A 22,072-nucleotide genomic window follows, 5' to 3' on the forward strand; every position below is an offset into this window, starting at 1 on the left:
AAATTCATGGATAAGTATAAAGTTGACATTGTAGATTCGCTGACAGCTTCTGAGTTTAAGCGCAATTATTTAAAACCAGGCCGCCCTGTACTGATTAAGGGGGCCATCAAACATTGGCAAGCAACCCAAGGGTGGGGAACCCGCTATTTCAAGCAGCATTTTCCAGATCAGCAAGTACCAGTAAAGCGGTTTGAAAAAGGCAATATTATTAAAGAGGCAATGCCGCTTGGAGATTATTGCGACCAATTAGATGCGTATGAGCGAGGTGAAGGGGAGTTTCCAGCTTATTGTCACGATATTCCAATATTTCATGCCTTACCGGAATTGAAACAGGAAATAAATGATTTTCCTAGTAACTTTATGCCAATTGCTTATAGTAATTGGTGGAAATATTGCCAGTTTTTTCTTGGCCCCTCGCAAAGTGTCACACCGCTACATTTTGACTGCTTACTGACGCACAATTTGTTCTTCCAAATCAAGGGGACTAAACGCTTTACGCTACTGCCATATGAAGATAGTCGTCATTGTGGCAGATATGGCTGGCGTTGGTTCAAACTTGACCCCGAGCAACCTGATCTACAGCAATATGCTCAGTACGATAAGGACAAAGCGGTAGTCGTCGACGTGGAAGCCGGTGATATTTTGTTTATGCCAAGCGGTACTTTGCATCATGTTCGCTCTATGGATACCTGCGTGTCTTTTAATATTGATTTTCATAATCAACATAGCGCGTGGCGTGGTGTTAAAGCGCTATACGAGGGCATACCAGTAACTAACTTTTATTACAACTTTTTATGTTTATTAAGGTTGATGAAGCTGTTACCAGAGCGGGTGTTTTTCCGATTGTACAAAGGCTACCTCAATTATGTCTCTTAGGTAGTCAAGAGGTACTGCCAATCTACCTAAAAGTAGCATTGGTAGCAGCACCACTTGCGTGATTTTTATTCTAAGCAAGTGGCGCAACTAGTTAACGTTAAAGGAATAAGAGCATGAAGTTTTCGACCATTGGTGGGGTCATTGTGTTATGGCTATTTTCTTATACAGCAAATGCTGAAGTCTCTGATAATGACCCCTATGATTTTGATTTTAAGCCGAGTATATTAAGTGATAGCCCTAATTTAGGGGCGCTATCAGGATTTGTCCTTCCAGGAGTGATCCAAGGTTTGGATGGGCAATACCAAAAAACCACATGGTATGCCACGTCGACTTTGGTCGGTTTTGCGGGATATGGCCACTACTCTGATCAAGATGATTATATCGATGATGATGATCGAGATAACGACGTATTAGACATTGAATATTTAAATGCCACTACGCTAAAGGCCGATTTCACCTCAAATGTGGCATTAAACAGCATGTTTATGTCATCTTACGACGCGTATCAAAGTCGAGCCAAATACCGGCAATTTGATCATGACGTCACCGTGTCAGCCACGCCAGTATCACAATTATGGAAAGCCCCATTCAAGTGGGAGAATCTATCCAAACCAAGTACTTATATTCCATTGTTATTGGTTGCGGCTTATGTTTCTTCACGCGATAACGTCTATGCCATAGAAAGAGATGATAGTGTTAGTTTGTTTGAGGCACACAGTGCAAATCTTGCTGGCAACCTGTTTACTGCGGTGGGCGAAGAAGCGTTTTTCCGTGGTTACCTCAACACTGAACTAAGCCATCAACTGGGACAACGCTCAGGCCTCGTTGTGTCATCCCTTTTATTTGGTGCTTTGCACAGCGGCAGTGGTAACCAAGCAAGTTTTGGTGCTGCGACGGCGATCGGTGGTTATCTGGGCTGGCTACATCAACGTAATAACTATGACCTAGAACAATCAGTTGCTGTTCATTATTGGATAAATGTTATTGCTGGAATAGCTGAGTTAGAACATGGTGGTAGTGTGCCGTTGTTGCAAGTAAATATGCAATTTTAGGAGCGAAATAATAAAAAGCAAAAAGCAAAATGTTGATATTCTGCTTTTTGCTTTCGTAGTTAACCTGCCAACATAAGGTTATATGGTTATTGTTAATGGTAACTTTTGAGCGGTTTGCTATTAACTATTTTCCATTGCTTTTCGTAGGCTTTCTGGACGCATATCTTTCCAATGCTCGTTAATATAGGCATTACACTCTTCTAAGCTGCCTTGAATATCAATTTGGCTCCACCCCTTTGGTATTGCTTTGGTTGCGGACCAAACTGAATATTGCTTTTCAGCATTAATGAGTACCGTATACATTTCTATTGTGTTTAGCATCGTGTCTCCTTATCTATTGCTTGTTATATCAATTTGCTTAATTAAGTGATCTATTTTGAAGCAAAAAACCTTGTTGATAACACCACTACTGCATCTTATGCACGCTAAGGTACTAACGGTCATATCGGCAAGCCAAAATTTTGCTATTTAGTTGTTCTAAATAAGTAATTTCTAACGGAGTTAGCGTCAGGTGTACTTCTTCAAATTGAGCAAGTATTAAGAAAAATTGGTATTAATGGGCCGTTAGTTCTAAACAATGATTTTTAATCATGCAGTGTCCAACAAATTTATACCCTCGTTTTGGGATCGTTTTTATAAATTTAGGATTACGCATATCATCTGCTAACGCTTTTCGTGCCAAACACACACAGCGGTTTACGACTTTCATCGATTTAAATTTACTTCCCCAAACTTTGACCAACAACTCTTCGACTGATACTGCGCGCTCTGAATGCTCTATTAAATAAAGCAAAGCTTTGGATGCTAAAGGTTCAAGTTTAACGACTTCTTGGTTCTCAGAGAGAATATAATCCTCACCATGATAAAAAATGAATCCTTTGTTTAATTCCATCGCGTTGTCAGACGAATTTGCGGCTACCGTATTCATCTATTAACTCCTTCTTTGAAAACGACTTCCAGCATCTACTTTATTGATGGGGAACAGATTTAGGATCATACCTTTTTATAGTTTGTATCGCTTCGTTATGTAAACAAATTGTGTTACTTATTCTGTGTGAAAAGTGAGATAACAATGGCTGACCAAAAACACGAACCACTCCATAAAGTAGTGGTTTTATAATACTGCTGTATCAAAATTAATACAACAGATATGCGACGAAATGAAATAATCTACAAGTTCGTTTTTCGCATTTAAGCAACATAAGTTAATTTTTTAGTGTGGTGGTTTTAGCTGCATTAGTAATGTAACTGGTGTGATATGAATATTATTCGTGAACCTTATTGCTACCTTGTGCCTTCTTGCTGTCACAAAGTTCCTAGATATAAGTTTAAAAAAGAGTAGGTTACTGCATTCATTTTAGAGCGTTTAACGGTGCTGCTGAAATAAATTGTTCAAAGTGTTCACACCAAATAACAGCACTTTGAAACTCTGCTAAGTCTGCCTGAAGATATCTTGGTAGCACAAATTGTGAAAATTGATTTATTCTTGCAACTTCGAGCATCGTGTGTTTTTGCATTTTAAAGTCTGCTTCAGTTTCAATAAAAGTCTTGGCAAGGTATAGCCGATAATCTGGACCAGGGGCTATTTCACCTGCAAAGGCAATATGCTTGTCTGAGAAATATATTTCACCGATGGCATAGTGCAACGCATCAGAGTCTTTAAGTGCTTTCACAAATTGGCCTTTATGAGTCGCGGCTTTACTAATTGCCTGAATTTCAGCGTTGCTGGCTGCTGGAGGTTGCGTCATTATCGGTAAGGTATACACACCAGCAACAAAGCCGGTGACAAACACCACAATGAGTAATAGTAGGGTAAGAAATGCTCGCAAAGTCGTCTCCAAATGAATCGTAAACCAGAAGTATAGTCAAATAGCGATACTTAGCTATTGGCTGTATCTAATTAAAAAGTTTTAATTTCTATATTTATTGATTGTTTAAAGGATTTTTACTGAATGTAATCTAGTTCTTTATGCATAAAAATGTTTACAAACGGTTGGTTTTTCTAATTGTTAACCATTCTAGAATAAAATATTTTAATTATTTGTTTTATAGTAATAGTTATAGTAATCAGTTGACTATAGCCATCATTGTGATCAGAGATACCTTTAAGTTAGTTTTAAAGTACTAAATGTAACTAATAATCTTGGCTATTGTTATTGTTTTTTCTGTGGATAAAACCCCTCCAAAATGCACAGTTTAATTAACCTAGATACTTTTTTATAACACAAAGATGAAGGCGAGTGTGCCATAGGCGTGCAATGGCCTATCGAGCTTGTGTTTATTGCATTGGAATTCGTAAGACAGGGGTAACTTTCTAGTGGGAAACATCGATAGACAACATTCGCCAACTCTAATCTAAATCTGAGTGGCTTACAACAAAGTGACGATAGTATTGTATTCGATGCTGTACAACTAGCTACTAATCAGCTAACTGTCAGTGATCCCCAACACACGTCACTTTTTTCATTTTAGCTAAACCACAAGACCGCTCACCTTTGCATGGCAGATCCCTACGCCACTGACCAACAGCGGTAGCGGTACAACTATCACGTTGACTGCGTCTGAGGTTCAGTAAAATATCGACTATCAAGGGCAAGTAACTGTCTCTGATGGCTCACTTGACAAAGCAGTGAGCTTCACCATTACAGTTACCAATCAAAGCACATCACCAAATGGTGGCATATGACGTGCCGAGCGAATATATACAGCTGGCGATACGGCGGTGTATCAAGGTAAAAGCTATTGCGCTAAATGGTGGGTAAAAGACCAGAAGCCTGATCAAAGTGATGCGTGGGAGCTAGTTGATAAGTCATAGGTAAGTAACGAATGAAATGCCAATAAGGCGTATACCGGCGGAGGCAAAGTGACTTATCAAGGCGCTGAATACCAAGCTCACTGATGGACGCGTGGTCAGCAGCTAGGCACTAAGTTGTTTGGCGTAAACTGTAACCAATTGGTGGTATTTAAGGTACTGGTAGGTGTGCTATCAGTATCTTGAATGCAGACTGGGTGTCATGAAAATATCCTGCCAGTTCAAATAGAGTAAAACATGATTGATTACACTTAGTGTAATTCTGAGCGAGTATTTTAGAAATGCTGCTTTAGGCACCATGGACGAGTGCTTGGCGCTAAACATCTAGTACGTAATTAAAGTCTTAAAAATATCAGTCACTTGGTGTGAATAAAAAATAATTTTTAATCAAGCAAGTCACCATCAAAAAAAAATAAAATAAAAATCTATATTTCATGTGTTTTATTATTTTATTTTTTAATATTTCGCAACGTTGAATCTTTGCTTTTTTTGTATCTTAAATTTTATGGTTTATATAGTTATTGAACGTTTTTGTTTTGGTGATATTATTTTGTTGGTTTTTCTAATAAAAGGACATTTTATGAAATTAGTATCACTTAGTACCTTGCTTTTAGTGGCAAGCAGCTCTGCGTTTGCAGGTAACCCGAAGAGTGTTGGAGATGTTGTAGCAAGAGACTTGTCAATTAGTGGCTTAGGCTGGGCTGGGCATGTTGGCATTTGGGATGGTTCAAAAGTATTGGAAGTATTGAATGATGACAAAGTGATTCATAAAAATACATTGAGTAGCTTTAAAAGCGCTTCATCATACTGGGGAGCAAAATATGGTCGTGGCTCTCAGCATGATAAAATAATTAATGCTGGGTGGGCTCAAAAAGATTTCGATCCTGAATACACTATCACTGCACAATATAGAGAAGGTGAATGGGATGAAGTAAATGGTCGTCTAGTTAAAATAAAAGCAAAGTTCCGCTGTGATACATTTGTGAACTATTCTTTTAAAAAGGTAACTGGTAGTAACTTGGTTACCGTCTTCACTCCTAGAAATCTATATAATAGTTTCCCTAGCAGTCGATAAGTGAGAGTGGATATGAAATTAAATGCAAGATTGTTACTAGGTATATCTCTGGCTGTTATTTTGGTTGTCCTTTATTTCATATCTACATCAACTGATGAGAACAATATAAATTCGCCAGATAAGCCGACTACTCCTTTTATAAGCCAGTCTGAGCTTATTGAAACTTTACCTGACTTTTATGTAATGGATAAGGAAATAAGCGATGGCGACAAAAATAAAGAAATATTAGCAAATAATTTAGTATCCAAGATTAGGCACAGCTTTGGGAAAAAAGAAATGCTTGATTTTGAAGCTGAGCTTATTGCTATTTTGAAAAATCCGGCAATATCTCGACAAGACAAAATAAACCTTTTATGGACGATGGTTCACCAGCTGGGAGTAGAAACAGAGCAAGGTCTATATGTACTTGAATATATGGCTACGTTAGCGCCGGTTGAGTTGTCCGAGGAGCTTACAGTATTATTCACAAATGTTTCGGCGCGAGCAAAACTGGGCCTTCTTTACGTGATGGAGTCCATTTTACGTTTGGACAACACTGCAGCAAAAGTCTCTGCTGAACATTTAGCCCAAGCTAAGCAGCAAATGCTCGATACTATCAGTGCTCAATTAGTCAATGTAGACAATAATGTTGAACTCGGTTTTTCAATTTTAGAAACTGTGGTTGGATATCTTCCATTTGACCAAGCCAAATTACTGATTGATGACCACTTTATGACTGTATCAGGTGAACAGGGTGAAACCTCACGAGCAACAAAAGCTGGAATTTACAATCGACTCGCTTTGGCTAACCCTGTTTCTCGCAATGAGTTTTTACCGCAATATATTGAATCGTTAAGTGCAGACCCTAAAAAGACGATAGAAAAGGAAGCTTTACGTCAGGATTTATTTAATATTATTAAAATAGATAGATTTATTGCTAAAGCACCACAAGAGTTTAAAAATACGGTAAAAGATTTCTTAGTGGCCGAATTACCAAAGATTGAAGTTGAAAGTACTGAGTTTAATTACGATGCGGTTATGCTATATGCAGATTTATCAATAGCCATGGCTAAGTTGCAAGGAAACGACTTACATAGCAGTGAGAGCTTATACAAAAAGCAAATAAATAATACCACTAACCTACTTGAGCAAGCCATTCTATTAAGCCGCTCACCTTATGAATTAAACACATTGTTACCTGATGAATATACCCGGTTGCAGATCCGTGAGCGTTTGCGAGCAGAGGCGAAACGCTTGGGTGATAGCTCTGTTTACTCAAGCTTGTTAAGAGACGTTGCTAAGCAGTTGTAAGTGCTGATTTTTCCCTCATCAAATGTCACCCTTGGCTTGATGAGGGAGGATTTTTACTTGTGCAAACCTAGCATAAAATTCAGGTACAAATGTCAGCACCACACATTCTTAGTCGTAATTTTGTGGCTGGAGCTTACATTAACTGCTGTGGTTTGATTTCAATATTAGCGCTATCAGAGCTTACCCATACCTCGCCATCTTGAATAGTAATAGTAAGCTTAATGCTGCGATCTGCTAACTGGGCTAAAGCCTGAGTCGCACTATAATCCAAGCTGAAAATACTCAGATTGTTAAAGTCGTATAACTTAGGCTGATGTTTTTGCCACCAAATAGCTTGATTGTTCTCACCATAAGTATAAAGGATCACTCGCTTTGATTTATTGCACGCTTTTTTAAGGCGTTTTTCATCAGGCAGTCCTAGTTCAACCCAAAGCTCAATCTCTTCGCTGTAATTCTTAACCCATAGCTCAGGTTCATCATCAGCACATAAGCCCTTTGTAAACTCAAGTCCTTCACAGGCATTTAGTGCATAAGCAAGTAGCCTGATCATTAAACGTTGCTCGTTTTCAGAGGGGTGTTGAGCCAGTGTTAAATTAACATCTTGGTAAACATGCCTGTCCATATCACTGAGAGATAGTTGGGCTTTGATAATTGTAGATTTGAGCGCCATAAACTTGCTTAAAAAATTTTTGCGCCAGTATAGCGGATTTTATACCAGTTGTATTAAGTAAATGCGTTATTTTGAGGCAGGGCAATAGCTTAAGTAGCACCGCTCTCGCGTCCTGCTATCGCCAAGTTACTTATATCCATATAGGCAAGGTAAAAATTTTGCTGTTTAGTTGTTCCAAATGAGCAATTTTAACGAAGCTAAGAGAGTATTTAACCCTTCAAATTGATTAGAGAATTAATTCAATTGGTATTTAATCAGGGGTCGAAATAACAACACTACAGAATGCGATTGTGGATATGAAACACAGCCTCGCAATGAGACTGTGTTTGTTTGAATTACCTAACGTCCTAGCAGTTAATTACAGCTACTTGAGATATTCCAAATATTGGGTAACGACTCTTTTAGTGTGCTTACTTGAGCACAGTCGATATTTGGGTTTCCATATAGACTTAAATAATTCAGATTGGTCAACTTGAATAGCGGCGACAGATCTGAAACGTTGGTATAGTTCAACTCTAAGCGGGTAAGTTCGGCATAATCTTTAAGTGAGCCATAGTTTGTCAGCTTGGTGCTATCCAAGTCTAAATAAATTAAGGTAGTAGGCAAGCCAAAAAGCGCGAAGTCATATACGGTTTGGCGATTTGTATTTAATTCAAAGGAGGTCAATGATGGAGGGAGTGTAGCCTTAGCCGTTAGTTCACCCGTGAGTCTGTAGATATCTAGACTTTTTAAGGTGTGTAGCTGAGCTAAGCTAGGATCCCGCAACAACGCACTGTTCACGGAGCCACTTAGTGTTAAACTATTAATAGCTTCAAACTGTGTAATTCCATTTAATGATTCGATTGCTGAGCCATCACAAGAGAGTGAGGTATTACGTACAGCATCTTGGTATCCGCGCTTTTCAATACATTGCTTAAATGCTTCATCGGTAATTAAGCTCAAATCGACCGGCTTCATAATACAGTTATAGTTAGAAACACTTGCTGTGACACCATCAAGAGATTTTAATAGCTCCTGATCATCACAATAAATGGCACTACTGTTTATTTCAAGTCTTTCCAGTGTGTTTAAACTGGCAAGCATGTCAGCTCTAAAAAACGTAGAAAAGTTGCTTAGTGTTAATGACTTAAGTTTAGTTAGTGATGCTATCTCTGAGATATCAGCCGCTTGAGCATAGTCAATAAAGAGGGTGTCTAAATTGTCAAATTGAGATACATGGGTGATATCTTCTAGTTCTGTAAAGCCGCCGATCTTTAGCGATTTCAGACTTGTGTTTACACCTAAAGCGTCAAGTGTTGTGATTTTGGTTTTATTACTATAATGGTATACTTTTAATAACTCAGCTGATTCGAGCGCAGGAAAGTTAGCCAAGTTGACCATGTTTGAATAGCTGTTACCTTTTACGTTTAATGTCTTTAAGTTCGGTAATGTTGCCGCATTTGAAGCCTCAACGAAACTAACGTTCAGGTTAACCTTCTCCAATGCTTGCATTTTACTTAACGTATCTAGTGCAAAGCTTGAGTAATCGTTGTAGACGGTCAGGTCGCGCATATTTTCAAGCTCAGATAATGCGCTAAAATCTGTGTTATTATCCAGTCTACGAATGTACAGTTCGATTAGGTTTGGTGTGAAACTTAGCCAGCCTAGGTCATTAACACTGTGTAACTGATTGAGCTTCAATGATGTTAGCTTCGGCATCATTTGCAAAAACCGAAGAGAAGAAAGGTTCAGGCTCTCCAAAGATAAGGATTGTAGTTCCGTAAAAGTTGAAAGCTTGCCGGCATTATCAACGGTTAAATTGCCTAATGACAGAGAGGTCAGCTTCGCATTACCACTGATGTCCGCGATATCAAGCTTAACATTGTCGGAATAAGTACGAAGATCTAGTTTTTCCAACTCACTAAACTTTTCTAAGAATGAGAAATCTTCAATCTGCGTCCTGTTGAGTTCAAGAGTTGTCAGATTTGTTTTAGCTTCTATTGCCGTTGAGTCAGCGGCTTCGATATTATTAAGTGTTAATGCTGTGAGGTTAGGTATAGAGTTTAAAAATGACAGCGAGCTCAGATCGTATATATATGTCAAAGATAAACTTTGCAAGTTACTAAAGCGTTTTAGAGTATTTTTATCATCAATGTCTAGAGTACGTAATGCCAAACGAGTGAGCTTATCACTTGGAAGTTGACTAAGCTGTATCGTTTCATATTGGTTACTGTCGTTGTCTATTTCAAGCGTATGAAGCTGTGCCAAGCCTGATAAATCTAACAAAGAAAAATCTAGGCGTTTACTATAATTATCACTTCCTTGGGCTTCAACAATAGACAATGACTCAAGTTTATTGAGCTTACTAATTTGTTCTAAATGTGCATCATTATTTGAGCTGTGCTGGGGCGCGGCAAACGCGTTATCGAGCTTTAACGTGGTGAGCGTAGAAATTTCAGCTAACTCTTCAAGATTATTCAGCTCTGCGTTTTTAATCGCCACCTTAGATAAACCACTAATACCAGAGAGCCCTGCTAATGTTGCAATTGGGTAGTCTGTACAATCAACAACAGAAATACCCACGTCTTGATGTGTATCTGATAAACATTGCGCCAGCGCTGCGTCTGAAATCGTTAAACTTGAAAGTGGAGCGTACGCACTTAGGTTGACCGTTAATTCTTGTGAGCTTGCGCTTCCTTTATCGTCGGTAGCTGTTAGCTTAAACGTGAGCGTAGTTGTTTCATCAATATCAGGAGCTCTAAATTCTAACGTTTCACTATTGTTGTTTGCTAGCTCAACAGTTGTACCTGCTGTTTGTTCCCATAGAAATGTTGCAATACTGCCATCTTCGTCATTTGCACTCGCTACAACGGTGATATTGTCTCGTTCCATGGCGGTGACTGGGGCTAGACTTGCAATAACAGGGGCTTTGTTTGTTGGCGGAGGTACAGTGGTATCTGCATTATTTTTATCGCTACTGCCCCCGCCACAGGCTGCGAGAGTAGATGCTAGGAGAGAAGCGAAGATCCCTTTGTATATAGAGCTTTTTATCATCTTGATATCTTACTTAGTGTTATTGTTAAATTGTTTATCCGGCGTAGTGTACTTGATTAGGGTAAATGTTTCCAATAAGTGCACAATTTAATGAGGGCCATTAAGGTGAAATGAGGCTTCTTTAGCCTCATAAAGTAGGGGAGAGTCGGTGTTAATCTACAGTGGCGATGGCTGATTCAACTCTATTTTCACATAAGGTTGTGCCGGGTAAAGTTGCACAGTATTCTCCCGCTTGCTCTAAGCTGATACGCTGGTTTTCTCGAGCTTGAAGGCGAGTATTGAGCTGTGCAATTTCGCTGGGATCCTCAGATACAGCTCTAAAAGCAGTTAAGCGTTCAATTTCATCGTATACAAGGTCCTGATAACCCCTTAGTCGAGCCGATAGAGCAATATAACGCTCTGATATTGCTGGTTGGCCTGCGTAAGCTAGGTCATAGTGGCCGGAATCCTCATAGCTTTCGACTTCGTATTTTAAAACGTTTAAATGTTCATCTTTAAGGTCGTCTACATAATCTCCACCATCTAACAAATAGCTAAATAAGTTGTCTGCGTATGTTATGCAAGGAGTTAGATTATCGGTTTTGCAGTGCATTGTGCCATTTTTAGTTAGCCTTGCCAGCTCTGGTGTCATGCCACCGTCGGTATTTACTTGAATAGTGTATACAGCATCTTTGGTTGCATCTTGGAACACTTTTGTTTTGGTAAATGTTTTACTAAAAAATAAAAATTTTACTTTGATTTTAGTTTGAAACCATTCGTATTTGGTTTGATCTGCAAAGTGAAGTTTTGCAGTGACATAAATACGAGAACCTAGCTTTATATTGTGGATAAAACTATCGCCGCAGCGACCTCTGACTTCAGAGGGGCTGGTGTTCAATAGGTCAGAGATGTTGGGCTTTGTAGTTCTATTTTCAAAGTTGTAGCTGCCTTTTTCATAAGTTAACTCGACCGCTGAAGCTGCTGAATTTCTATTTTTGGTTACTTTTCTGCGCATGGAAAATTTGGCTGAGCCACCAAAAATAACCAAGTTGATACCAGCCTTTACACTACCAGTAATGGTATTGATCATGGTGTCAGAGTCAAAATCGCCACGATAAACCAAGTCGCCCATGCTGCCGCCTTGAAATTGCCATTGACCATCCAAACAGGGCTCTAAGGGAATGCCAAGCGTTTGTTCGAACCCTTGACCTAGCGTTTCTTTTGCTGTGTTTAATGAGTAGTAGGTGTGTGCATTTGCAGTAGAGCTCAACAGGCCACAGAGCACTATTAGTATGGATCTTAAGTGCATACATACATTCCTGTAGGTGAAACCAATTGACTTAATTCGCTGCGCTTTGGAGCTGATCCAACTGCGTTAAGCCACATTTATATTTACTCATATCAAAATGGCTAACGTTAACTTTGTTGCTGAGGAGTGCTCTGCTTCCAAGCTGCTTTTTAAATCAATACAATCGGTATGATTAACGGTATTAGGGGTATGCTCACGGCGACGCGCAAGTATACCCCAGTGAACAAATGGCATTTAGTTTTCGAAGGCTGTCCCGTAAGTGGGCAGTGCCGATTTACATGGCAGCCACACCATCACTCCAGCTGCTGGGTCGTTAGCATCAACAAAAGACGGTGCCCAACCAAGCTGTCTAAACCCGAGTGAAACGTGATTTTCCTCGACACCGAAGTTTGCCGTTGCTTCTCGCGCATTTTCACATTTGAAATATTGCGTCATATTATCTGAAGGAATATTCAAATCAGCCAGCGTGTAATTCTGAATACAGCCAACACCGCTGCCACTACAGGTATTTTGATAATCATTCCAGGCATCTGTACATGCTGTACCATAAGGGTTATCACGACAAATTCTGGCATACTGCTCGTAGATCCACGCATTGTTATACGCCGCGGTCTGCACCCCTTGCGCCTTTTGTCTTTGCTCATCATTCATCCAACTGGCGTATTGTGCAAGTACGCCTCTAGCACGATGTTCATGATTAACTGACTTTTTAAATTGATCTTCCAGCCACAAAGTACGGTAGGTCGTTTCAAAACGAATATCTTTATTACCAGAATCTAAACGACGAACATCTTGTGAGCTGATCTCGTATGGAGTCGCTTTGTAACGCACTACGTTGTAATCAGATAACGCATTAAACTGATCACCAAAGTCATTTTTTGCATAATTTACCGCTTGCTCAAACAAGGTAAAACAAGGTTCGTAGTTATCAAGCGAACAGGTGATAATATTGTTTGGAATGATGCTCAACAGTTGTTTCGGATCACCGCCTTTTTGTAACGCCCTGACGGTAATTCGGACACTCTTTTTGAGATCTTCATCTATATAGTTAAGTTTACCATCAACGCTTATCCCTATATTTCCAGCACCGTAGCTGACGCCTAAGTAACCGCCAATCTCGCTTTTATGCTGCTCACTCAAATATTCAATTTTCATATTAATGAGTAGCTGAGCACCATATTCAATTTCACTGATAAACGCATCGCCAGCCATACTCATTAGCTTGCTTTGATATTCATTGGCTAATGTGTTTCCTGATGGAGTCAGGGTATAACCGATATTAGGATCGTCGGGCATGAGCACACGCTTTTTCGGTGTTAATGATGCCTGAAAGGTGTAAGTATTTGAAAACTCAGTAGAGGACATTTCTTTAGCTAAGTGGCCTCCAGCTTTGACGCGAATGACGGGAAAGCCTACATCAACATCAACATTTCCGTTTAGTTGGCGCAGAACTTCATCGTAGCTGCCGTTATTAACGAGTTCGAATTGTACGCGGGTATTACCAAGAGTTTCTACGGTTTCACCAGCAACAGTTTGTACATTCAGAAATCGTTTCTGGTCGCTATTAAACGCGGTACCCAATACCACGTGATCATTCATCAAGCCGGGTATTTCACTTTGAAACGTATTTACATTTTGTGCTTTTTGCATCAATGTGGCTTCATTTACAAAGTTGGTTTCAGCCCAAACAAATGGAGCTGAGCTTGCAAGTAGTGCCACGATAGTGTTTTTGTATAAATTCATGTTGCCACCTATTACTTCACGTAAAGGAGGTAATCTTCTACCTCACCTGAGTCTACTTCTTTACATGCGTCATTACTGCCACCTAAGTAGTCCATAGTTACGCGCATTTTTGTCATTCCTTTCTTCGCTCCTGTCGGAGGAGTGATTTCAACTTGTAGCGCTTGTTCAGAGACACCTGCAAATAGCATCTCTTTGCTATCTTTAAAGTCACCATCTTGGTTCCAGTCAATAAAAACATGCCAAGTTTCAGGGTATGTTTCAGCACCACTGAACCCTGGAGTAAGTGTCAGCTGGTAGCTTTTGTCCGCATATATTTTTGCCGTATCACCAACATAATTACTGTAGAAAGTATTGCTACTGGTGTTATCGAGATTTGAAAACTTCACCGATTTGATGTGTTCATAATCGCGCTCGCGCGAACGAGTCTCACAATAGTTAGGCATTGCTGGGGTGACCATTACAGCGCTGATACGGTAATCTGAAGGGATTTGTAAGCAGGAGGTTGTTGGAGATATGCCAGCAAACCAATTTTTTGGGTTGGCGTTGTCTTCATCCCCAAAGGTAAGGTACTTCGCATCATTTCTCAGCGCGCTATTCTTATACAGCATGACTTTTTTGAGGTTAGCAATTTTTTCTTCGTTGGGAATTGGGGTTGTGGGATCAAAGATATTGTCAGAGACTTCCACCAGTAACCCCGGATAGCATTTCTCTAACCATTGAAAACGCCCAAGCGCCTGCTGGGGAGTTAACACATCACGGGATTCAAATAGCGTTGTATTTGCCTGTACGGTCGGCGCAATAATGGCCGCAACAGAGGCAATAAATGTGCTGGTAAGCATGACTTTTAACATAGTCTTATTCCTTATAATTCTAGCCATTTGCGGTCATACTGATGAACGCGATCACGGGTTTGTAGCTCTCTATCGCGGCAGTAATTACCAATTGGATTACGTTTACAATAATCAACTGCGTCAGCAAGGATGAACGAATTGAATAACGCATTATCACGAATGGTTTCTAATGCTGTTCGGTGTGCGTTATTGAGCTCACTTGCATAGTAATTCAGGAGGTTGTCGGCGCGACGGTTATCAAGGATCGCCTGCACCCAATCATCGCTCATATTTTTAAGTGCCAGTTTGGTTAAGATACTTTTTGCAGGGTAGATATCATCTGGTACCAATGCAGATAAACTTGGTCCTGAATCGGTATAGCTTTCAGTGAATACACGGCTGACGTTATATTTGTCTAAAGTGTCAAATTGAGTGACATAGTTGGTTTTGATGTAATCAATACTGTTTTTGAACACATCGAAACATGGTGTAGGATTTTCCATCGTACAATTTACGAGCTGGTTTGGGATCACCTTCAGTAGCTCAGTAGGGTCACCACCAAGCTGCAACGCTGAAACGGTGATTTTAATATTACGTTTTACGTCTTCATCAACTTTTTGTAGTTTACCGCTGACACTGACTTTGCCGGCCCAGTCAACACCAAGCTGGCCTCCCCATTTCACCTTATCTTCATCATTTTTATATTGAAATTTGAGGTTAATCATCACTTGAGAGCCATACTCAATCGTTGATACAAACTCATTACCAATATTGTTAAATTTGTCGCCAGGATTGGCGTTCGCTAAGTCCAATGCAACTTGAGTTGGTCGAAAGCCAATTTGCGGATCGGCAACCAGCATGCGTTTTTTTGGCTTCAAAGAAAGAAACAGAGTATAAGTACCGGTGTAGTTATCAGCGGCGTTTTGCTTGGCGTAGCTGGCTCCGACTCCAACTTTGATAACGGGAACATCTAGTGCTGCACCTAAGTTACCGTCCAACATACTAGAGAGTTGGCTATAACTCATGTCGACGCCAACGACAAAATCCATTTCAGTGTTACCATAGGTCTCATCAACCATTCCTTGTACACTTTGCAACGCATAAAAGCCTTCTTTTTCGCTATGATATGCAGTGCCCAATGTTACCGAATCTAGGTTTGAATTGTTTTTTTGGGCAGTGAACTCTTTGGTATCAGCTGCGTTTGCTGACAAACTACAGGCAAAAAGTCCCACTACCCCCATGGCCTGTGCCAATGGAGAATAACTAAATTTCATATTGAATTCCTTACAGAGAAGTGTGACCTTTCAAGCAGAAAGGTCACCGGGTAGTGATTAGTTCAAACTATTGATGTAATCTGTTTTCCATTTCTCAGGAAGACGTTGTAGGATTTCTTCTTCTGACATGCGAATTTCCTGATCTTTATAGTTAAACTCATCTTGAGTTGCTAAATCACCAACCGCCATACCGTTGGCAAACATGGCAAAGTTACGAGACTCAGACAATACAGACTCCGCTGTTGGCGCAAGTTTTAAGTTGTATATCTTGTCTTTATATTTTTCTTTGGTTATGTCTGTGACGAGTACAGAACCCCCTTCAGTTAAAATACGGTCGCCCACTTTAAGCTCTTTTGCCCATACTATGCCTTTGTTAGACGTGGAGATTGGGTGTGTTTCTGTCATTAAAATATCAGAGCCATCTGCACCTTTAATGCGGTACATTTTGATAGCTTCGATACCGACTGACACATCGACCACTTGCATCGGCTCTTTCACATTTGCGTTGGAAGCCAATGCCCCAAGCACAAGATCTCCTTTACCGATATTTTCAATAGCTTGCTGAGAGCCATCTGCCATGGTGATTAACGTACCTTTTGCTAGGCAGCTATAACCCAATTTCATCATAGGTAGTACTTCACTATAGAAGTTACCAAAACGCGTTGACGCCTCAGACGTTAATGAAACTTGGAAAGCCACCGGCCCACGTCGGCCTGTTTTGAAATATGGGTTCCCTTTAACTGCAAATGTCATGTACCAGTTTGCTGTTGCAATATTGGAAAACAATTTCGCGTTGCCAAAGCGTCCTTCGTTGCGAGGGATATTCCAGCGAATAATGGATTCTTTATTGACCGGATCGACTTCCACGTCTAGATAGTCAGAGAATTGCTTGATTGCATTTTCGATACCTCGGTAGCTTTGTTTTGTTGCCCCACCGTATACCCCCTCTTGGAGGTAGATATTAGTAGGTTCATCAATACCATTTGGTAACGCGCCCTCAGTAGGGTAGATCTCTAAAATTTCATGAGGGACACGAAGCTCACCATTGAACGGAATATTTACATCGGTGATTTCATTTGGATCGCCAACTTGATCTGGCATGTAATCACAGTCTGAGTGTTGGCGGTTTAAGCAAACTTTAATTACTGCGTCGTTATTTTTATCTATTGGTGCCGTTGCGTTGTATTGAGGGCGACCATCATAAAGCGCTGGTGTAATACCCATTTCTGCTACACTGGATTTATTTGTACTGTCTTTAGCAACCGCGCCATATATTGTCTCAGCGTGTTCCCATGAGAATGGGTACTCAGTATATTTTATGGTCGAGCTGATGGTGCCATCTTCATTCTCTAATTCTACAAAAGAGCTAGCATAGATAGTGTCGATGTTTGGAAAGTGCTTCTTTAAAGACTTAAGTGAAATAGTCGAAACAGCTGTGGTATCTTTACCGTCAAGCACATTCAATGTAGACCCCGCTGGTGCCAATTGGTTACCGTGCTCATCTTCAAGTAGTAGGTCAATATAAGTCGCTTTTGTGCCTCCAAACCGTGTGCTTTTTGCTCTGACAATGATGTAAGGCTCATTGGTATCTGCTGAGATAGCCAAGTTCATATCCATAAAGAAATGTGCTTCTTTGATAATATCAACTTCTGATTCACTTACCGGTGGTGGCGTTGCTGTCAACTTCGCTGTTTTTGCTACGAGATGTTGCTGTTTGGCAACCTCTAGTGTTTTATGTAGCTGTGGGAACTGACTTTCTTTTCGCCCAGCTTGATTGAGGCGTGATGTAGCCAACTTATAATGAAGCGGGTTACTCATGTCTAATTTACGGATCCCGAATTTATCGGGCGTTGTAACTGCTTGACCATATAAAGCAGCAGGCCCTGATTGAGTTGACACTATACTACTGTCTAAGTGCGACTCGTTGATAGTGTTGGCTGCTACTGCATTGCTGACGGCCAGCGCGACTGTGAGCGGAATGAATATCTTTTTGTTAAACTTTTTCATATTATTTTCCTTAATTCTTATAAATTTCTACTAAGTAGTCTTCAATTTCTCCGCTCCCCGAGGTAGCGGCACTGCTATAGTCAGAGCAAGGGTCAATACTATTTACTCTGCTAAATCCGTAGTACTGCAAAATTCTCATTCGTGTTGTTGTGACAGGTTGTGAGAGTTGATTACTTGGGATACTAAACTCTCCCTCAACATAGCCTTTACCGTAGTCTTGGTTTGTTTGATCAAAGTCCATAATGAGTAATTCAGACTTGTCATTTCTCCAATCACCATTGCCAAACTGGCCGTCACCATTGAGGTCTATCCAAACATGGTAATTTTCCGCGAATGCCTCACTACCGGCATAACCTGCTTCAATTCGATAGGTATTATTTTGTGTTGCGTATAGCTTGATGGGGTTGTTAGGGTTTACCACACCAGCTTGTTGGTTATTATCAAATGGCCCATCTTGGTTAAAGGTGATGTTTGCAATGTGTTCATAATCGGTCAGACCGGCGGCTGTGCAATATTCAACAGGCTGCGCAGACTCAAGCGTTATCAACATATTCTTGGTGCCTGTCACTCTATCTCCCCAGTCATCCCACCAAGGCTTGTCATAACTGATTGAGAGACTGGCACTAAACGCTCCGGCAGACTGATATATGTGTTGTGTATCTTGGCCAAAGTCGCCATGTTGGGTCAGCGTAGTACCGTCGCCAAAGTTCCAGACTAGGGTGACATCTGGGTTGCGTGCGGCATTATCTGGTTTTGAGGTAGTGTTATTAAATGTGACTTCAAACGTACCATCACTCAACTCTGTTACTGTAAAACTGACTTCTGGAGTAAAAGAAGATTGGCCTATTTTTACTGCTTTACTGAGCGCTTGCTCGCCATCTTCATGGCGTATGGTTAGCGTGATCGTATATTCGCCATCATTTTGATAGGTGTGCTGGGTATTTTGCACCAACGAAGTCGCACCATCTCCAAATTGCCACTCCACGGTGCTTCCTGCTGGCATCACACTTTGGTCAGTATTTACAAACACAGTGTTGCCTGAAACACGCGGAGTAAACAATGGTGTAATCGTGGTGCTAAACGGTACTTGTTTATTCCAGCTACCGATTTCTTTATTAAATCTGTCGTACGCTTTTACACTAACGGCATAACTTCCTGATTTTGCGTAGGCATGTGATGGCGACATTTTCGAGCTTGTTGCTCCATCTCCAAACTGCCATTGCCAACGCTTAACGCGATCATCAACAGTGTTATTAACAAAGTTGATCTGGTTGACACCTTGATTTGCAGCGATCTTCATCTCTACTGGATCGTTATTTTCAATTAACTTGACGGTGTAGTCTTCGATTTCACCCCAAGAGATATCGCCGCATGCCGACTTAACAATTCCAAATGACACCATGGTACGAATGCGATAAGTTTGGTTTAATTCGCCGCTTAGTGAAATATCTCCGCTCAACTGTGTTTTATTGCTGCCAAAAAGTGCCAGCTCTTCAGTTTTATGAAAGAGGCCGTCGTTATTCCTATCCAACCAGACATAAAAGTTTTTAGTTTTATCCTTTGTATCTGGATGAGGGGCTGCCACGAGTGTGATGTTCAGCGCTTTTCCATCTTTAATATCAATGACATTGCTTGAGTAATCACTGTAATTACTAGAAGCAGATTCATTTATGTAATCATTCAATGTGACTGAAGAAAGGTAGTATTTACTATGGTTAACCCCTTGTGCCGAGCAATAGTCAGCGTACACGTCAATAGGGAGTGTGTAGGTATCTGACTGACCAGATGGGTCGGTTGCTTTCAAGGAGACATCATACTTTCCTGCGGCGTTATAGCTATGGCTGATTTCAAAGGCACTATTGGTTGCGCTACCATCTCCAAAGTTCCATTCCCATTGCCAACCTTCACTGTTTTCTGCGGAAATGTGCTGTCCATCTTTTCTGGTTAAGTTCTTAAAATCAAAAGATAAAAATTTACGATCAAAGTTAAGCTCGGACTCTAACCCTTGATTAACTGTTAGCTTAATTCCCACTTGTGAAAAAGCTTTACGAACATGGTTTTTCAGCTCAGAGGTTTGCCATTGGCTTCCGTCTTGCTTGCTGACGCCGTCTTGTCTTAATCGATCGCTTATACTGCTGGCTTGTCGCATCACGCAATCTGCGGCTGTAAGATAGGTGCTGTTACTCGTCCAACAGTTTTTGTTAGCATTGGCGAAAAGAATAAAAGAATATTTGGTATTCCATGGCGAAGGTTCATTGGCAAGCTCTGCTGTAGAGAGATAGTAGAACGCCTTATTAAATACACCGGCACCATGGTGAGACGTGATGGAGTCATCATAATCATCTATATGATCAATCGAGTTGCCATCGAGGGTGGGGGTTTTGAAATAACGCAAAGCATCACCGAGCCGAAACGTTTCATGATTACTTTTCCAGTCATTGACACCGGAATAAAAAAACTCAGCTGCTTCTCCAGCCATATCTGAAAATGCTTCGTTAATTGCTCGAGCCTGCCCAGTGAGCATAGACTTTGGTGTATTTGACCCATATTCTTCAGTAAAGCCATGAGCTATTTCATGCGCGACTACATCAAGAGAAACCATAGGGTAAAAGAGATAATCACCATCACCAAAATACACTTCACCACTTTCATAGAATGCTTGGTCCATGTTTAGGCCGTAATGGACATTTTGAATGATCTTTTTATCAAAATAGGGTTTCTGACCGAGGTAAGCTTCAAACATCAAGCTCGCTGTTTGACCAAAGTGGTGGGCATCATTCAATGCCGAACGAGCGCCATGATATTCTTTATAGTCGTTTCTTGTTGAATTTGAACAATCGTAGCTATAGGGGACACTTATCTGTGCCGTACTATGATTGTAGTTGCGTGTTTCAACATTTTTTGCATCGAACAAGCAGTTGGTTTGCTGTCCATTTGCTTGCATAGACACAACAAAAGTTTTTGGTGGGTATGATACATAGTCGGCTTGTTTGTAATCTTGACGAGAAACTTTGTCGTTTCCAGACGGGCCACTGCCACCTTCATGAACGATTTTTTGTAATACATCTGCCTGAGTTATAACTTCGTTGCTGGTGAGATCCACAAAAGTTAAAATTCGTTGAGGCTGATAAGGCGCTGAGTGAAAGTCAGTGAAAAAGCTTACTTTTGCCGCATGTCGGGCTTTGCCTTGATCATCAATGTATATCACCTCTTCAGCATGTTTGCGTTTAAAAATCCGTGGGCGCTCTGCTGGAAATTGGGCAATAACAGCGGCTAAAGCATCTTCCAGTTGCTGCGCTTTTACTTCAGCAATGTGAGGAATATCTTTTTCAATATTAACGATAATGTCGCCGTATACTTGCTCGACAACACCATTATTATCAGTTAGTACAACGAGATCCTGATCCCAAATTGGGATGTTGTGATATTTTTGAGTAATTGTGTGGCTGTGCTGTGTTTCGCTTATTTGTTCTTGATGAAACTCCAACGACTGACCTGTATATTGGGTTGCGAATGTGTTTAATGCGAGCAAATAGTTATGCTGTTGCACGTCCATACGCCCCAACAGTGGTTGTTTTTTTTGTAATGCAGATGTAATGTGATCTGCGTTATTAAATAGAGAAATTCGTTCAGTTGCGTGGCAATGCAACGAAAACATTGACGCTAAAACGCACAGATATTTAAACCCTTGCATATTAACTCCATAATTATTTTTAAGATTCCTTCCCACCTAAACGTCACTGCTCAATTTGAGACTACTTCTGTGCGAATGAGTGTGGTCTGCGATTAGTGCTTTTACTTTGAGCACAAACTCTACGGTAATAAAGAATTTCAAATAAATAAATAACAAAAAATAAACAATTTAATATCTTCTTGTTTTCTTTGGTGATTTAGATTTTAACATTGGTTTTTTATGAATTAACGTTAGTGGTTGTTATTGTTAGTTAAATCTCAACGGTTTTGTGCTGTAAAAGTTGTGGGGACTTGACGGAAGTGTGGAGTTAATTACTAAGTTAATGTAAAAAAACGTTATTTTTTTATTTTTTGTAGTGGCGGTTGTTCTTTTATTAGGAACTTTTTTGCAATATTGATGAAATAAAATGAATAAGGAGAGTCGCTTTT

The 22,072-nt window shown here is 40.3% G+C and carries 16 protein-coding genes; 5 read left to right on the forward strand and 11 right to left on the reverse strand.

Features of this window, described 5'->3' with window-relative positions:
• The first annotated feature begins 6 nt into the window (after nucleotides 1-6).
• On the forward strand, nucleotides 7-876 hold the full coding sequence (locus HUZ36_RS03865) for a cupin-like domain-containing protein (protein WP_099643593.1): 870 nt from the start codon (nucleotides 7-9) through the stop codon (nucleotides 874-876).
• 113 nt (nucleotides 877-989) lie between these two features.
• Complete coding sequence (locus HUZ36_RS03870; RefSeq protein WP_176032044.1) at nucleotides 990-1,928, forward strand: CPBP family intramembrane glutamic endopeptidase; 939 nt, start codon at nucleotides 990-992, stop codon at nucleotides 1,926-1,928.
• Between the two features lie 120 nt (nucleotides 1,929-2,048).
• Here HUZ36_RS03870 and HUZ36_RS03875 read toward each other — a convergent pair whose 3' ends face one another.
• The 3 genes from HUZ36_RS03875 to HUZ36_RS03885 all read right to left on the reverse strand — a co-directional run bounded on the left by HUZ36_RS03875 (nucleotide 2,049) and on the right by HUZ36_RS03885 (nucleotide 3,757).
• Nucleotides 2,049-2,249, reverse strand: coding sequence for an MbtH family protein (locus HUZ36_RS03875; RefSeq protein ID WP_176032045.1), 201 nt, complete (start codon nucleotides 2,247-2,249; stop codon nucleotides 2,049-2,051).
• Between the two features lie 232 nt (nucleotides 2,250-2,481).
• Entirely contained in the window at nucleotides 2,482-2,856 is a 375-nt protein-coding gene (locus HUZ36_RS03880) for a winged helix-turn-helix domain-containing protein (RefSeq protein ID WP_128731645.1), read from the reverse strand.
• 424 nt (nucleotides 2,857-3,280) lie between these two features.
• Complete coding sequence (locus tag HUZ36_RS03885) at nucleotides 3,281-3,757, reverse strand: DM13 domain-containing protein (RefSeq protein WP_176032046.1); 477 nt, start codon at nucleotides 3,755-3,757, stop codon at nucleotides 3,281-3,283.
• Between the two features lie 893 nt (nucleotides 3,758-4,650).
• On the opposite strand from HUZ36_RS03885, the gene HUZ36_RS21920 reads away from it, so the two are divergent.
• The 3 genes from HUZ36_RS21920 (at nucleotide 4,651) to HUZ36_RS03900 (ending at nucleotide 7,105) form a co-directional block, all read left to right on the forward strand.
• Nucleotides 4,651-4,743 (forward strand): carbohydrate-binding protein, encoded by a 93-nt coding sequence (locus HUZ36_RS21920; protein ID WP_241651657.1) that lies wholly within the window; start codon nucleotides 4,651-4,653, stop codon nucleotides 4,741-4,743.
• 577 nt (nucleotides 4,744-5,320) lie between these two features.
• Complete coding sequence (locus HUZ36_RS03895; RefSeq protein ID WP_128731643.1) at nucleotides 5,321-5,815, forward strand: hypothetical protein; 495 nt, start codon at nucleotides 5,321-5,323, stop codon at nucleotides 5,813-5,815.
• Between the two features lie 12 nt (nucleotides 5,816-5,827).
• The gene (locus HUZ36_RS03900; protein ID WP_176032047.1) at nucleotides 5,828-7,105 is read left to right on the forward strand and encodes a hypothetical protein; all 1,278 of its coding nucleotides are present in this window, start codon (nucleotides 5,828-5,830) and stop codon (nucleotides 7,103-7,105) included.
• A 133-nt stretch (nucleotides 7,106-7,238) separates the two neighbouring features.
• On the opposite strand, the gene HUZ36_RS03905 is transcribed toward HUZ36_RS03900, so the two are convergent.
• From HUZ36_RS03905 to HUZ36_RS03940, 8 genes are all read right to left on the reverse strand, one after another.
• Nucleotides 7,239-7,775: a YaeQ family protein gene (locus HUZ36_RS03905; protein WP_128731641.1), complete on the reverse strand. Its 537-nt coding sequence runs from the start codon at nucleotides 7,773-7,775 to the stop codon at nucleotides 7,239-7,241.
• A 354-nt stretch (nucleotides 7,776-8,129) separates the two neighbouring features.
• Complete coding sequence (locus tag HUZ36_RS03910) at nucleotides 8,130-10,808, reverse strand: PKD domain-containing protein (RefSeq protein WP_176032048.1); 2,679 nt, start codon at nucleotides 10,806-10,808, stop codon at nucleotides 8,130-8,132.
• A gap of 151 nt (nucleotides 10,809-10,959) precedes the next feature.
• Nucleotides 10,960-12,096, reverse strand: coding sequence for a hypothetical protein (locus tag HUZ36_RS03915; protein WP_176032049.1), 1,137 nt, complete (start codon nucleotides 12,094-12,096; stop codon nucleotides 10,960-10,962).
• A gap of 234 nt (nucleotides 12,097-12,330) precedes the next feature.
• Nucleotides 12,331-13,839 carry a hypothetical protein gene (locus HUZ36_RS03920; protein WP_176032050.1) on the reverse strand — a complete coding sequence of 503 codons (1,509 nt, stop codon included), beginning with the start codon at nucleotides 13,837-13,839 and terminating at the stop codon, nucleotides 12,331-12,333.
• An 11-nt stretch (nucleotides 13,840-13,850) separates the two neighbouring features.
• Nucleotides 13,851-14,690 carry a GEVED domain-containing protein gene (locus tag HUZ36_RS03925; protein ID WP_147390058.1) on the reverse strand — a complete coding sequence of 280 codons (840 nt, stop codon included), beginning with the start codon at nucleotides 14,688-14,690 and terminating at the stop codon, nucleotides 13,851-13,853.
• 11 nt (nucleotides 14,691-14,701) lie between these two features.
• On the reverse strand, nucleotides 14,702-15,943 hold the full coding sequence (locus HUZ36_RS03930; RefSeq protein WP_128729960.1) for an internalin: 1,242 nt from the start codon (nucleotides 15,941-15,943) through the stop codon (nucleotides 14,702-14,704).
• A 57-nt stretch (nucleotides 15,944-16,000) separates the two neighbouring features.
• A complete protein-coding gene (locus HUZ36_RS03935) occupies nucleotides 16,001-17,950 on the reverse strand; it encodes a Hint domain-containing protein (protein ID WP_128729959.1) in 1,950 nt (649 codons plus the stop codon).
• Nucleotides 17,951-17,960: 10 nt separating this feature from the next.
• The gene (locus HUZ36_RS03940; RefSeq protein WP_176032051.1) at nucleotides 17,961-21,644 is read right to left on the reverse strand and encodes a PKD domain-containing protein; all 3,684 of its coding nucleotides are present in this window, start codon (nucleotides 21,642-21,644) and stop codon (nucleotides 17,961-17,963) included.
• Between the last annotated feature and the right edge of the window lie 428 nt (nucleotides 21,645-22,072).

Source organism: Pseudoalteromonas sp. McH1-7, assembly GCF_013366255.1.
GTDB lineage: Bacteria > Pseudomonadota > Gammaproteobacteria > Enterobacterales > Alteromonadaceae > Pseudoalteromonas > Pseudoalteromonas peptidolytica.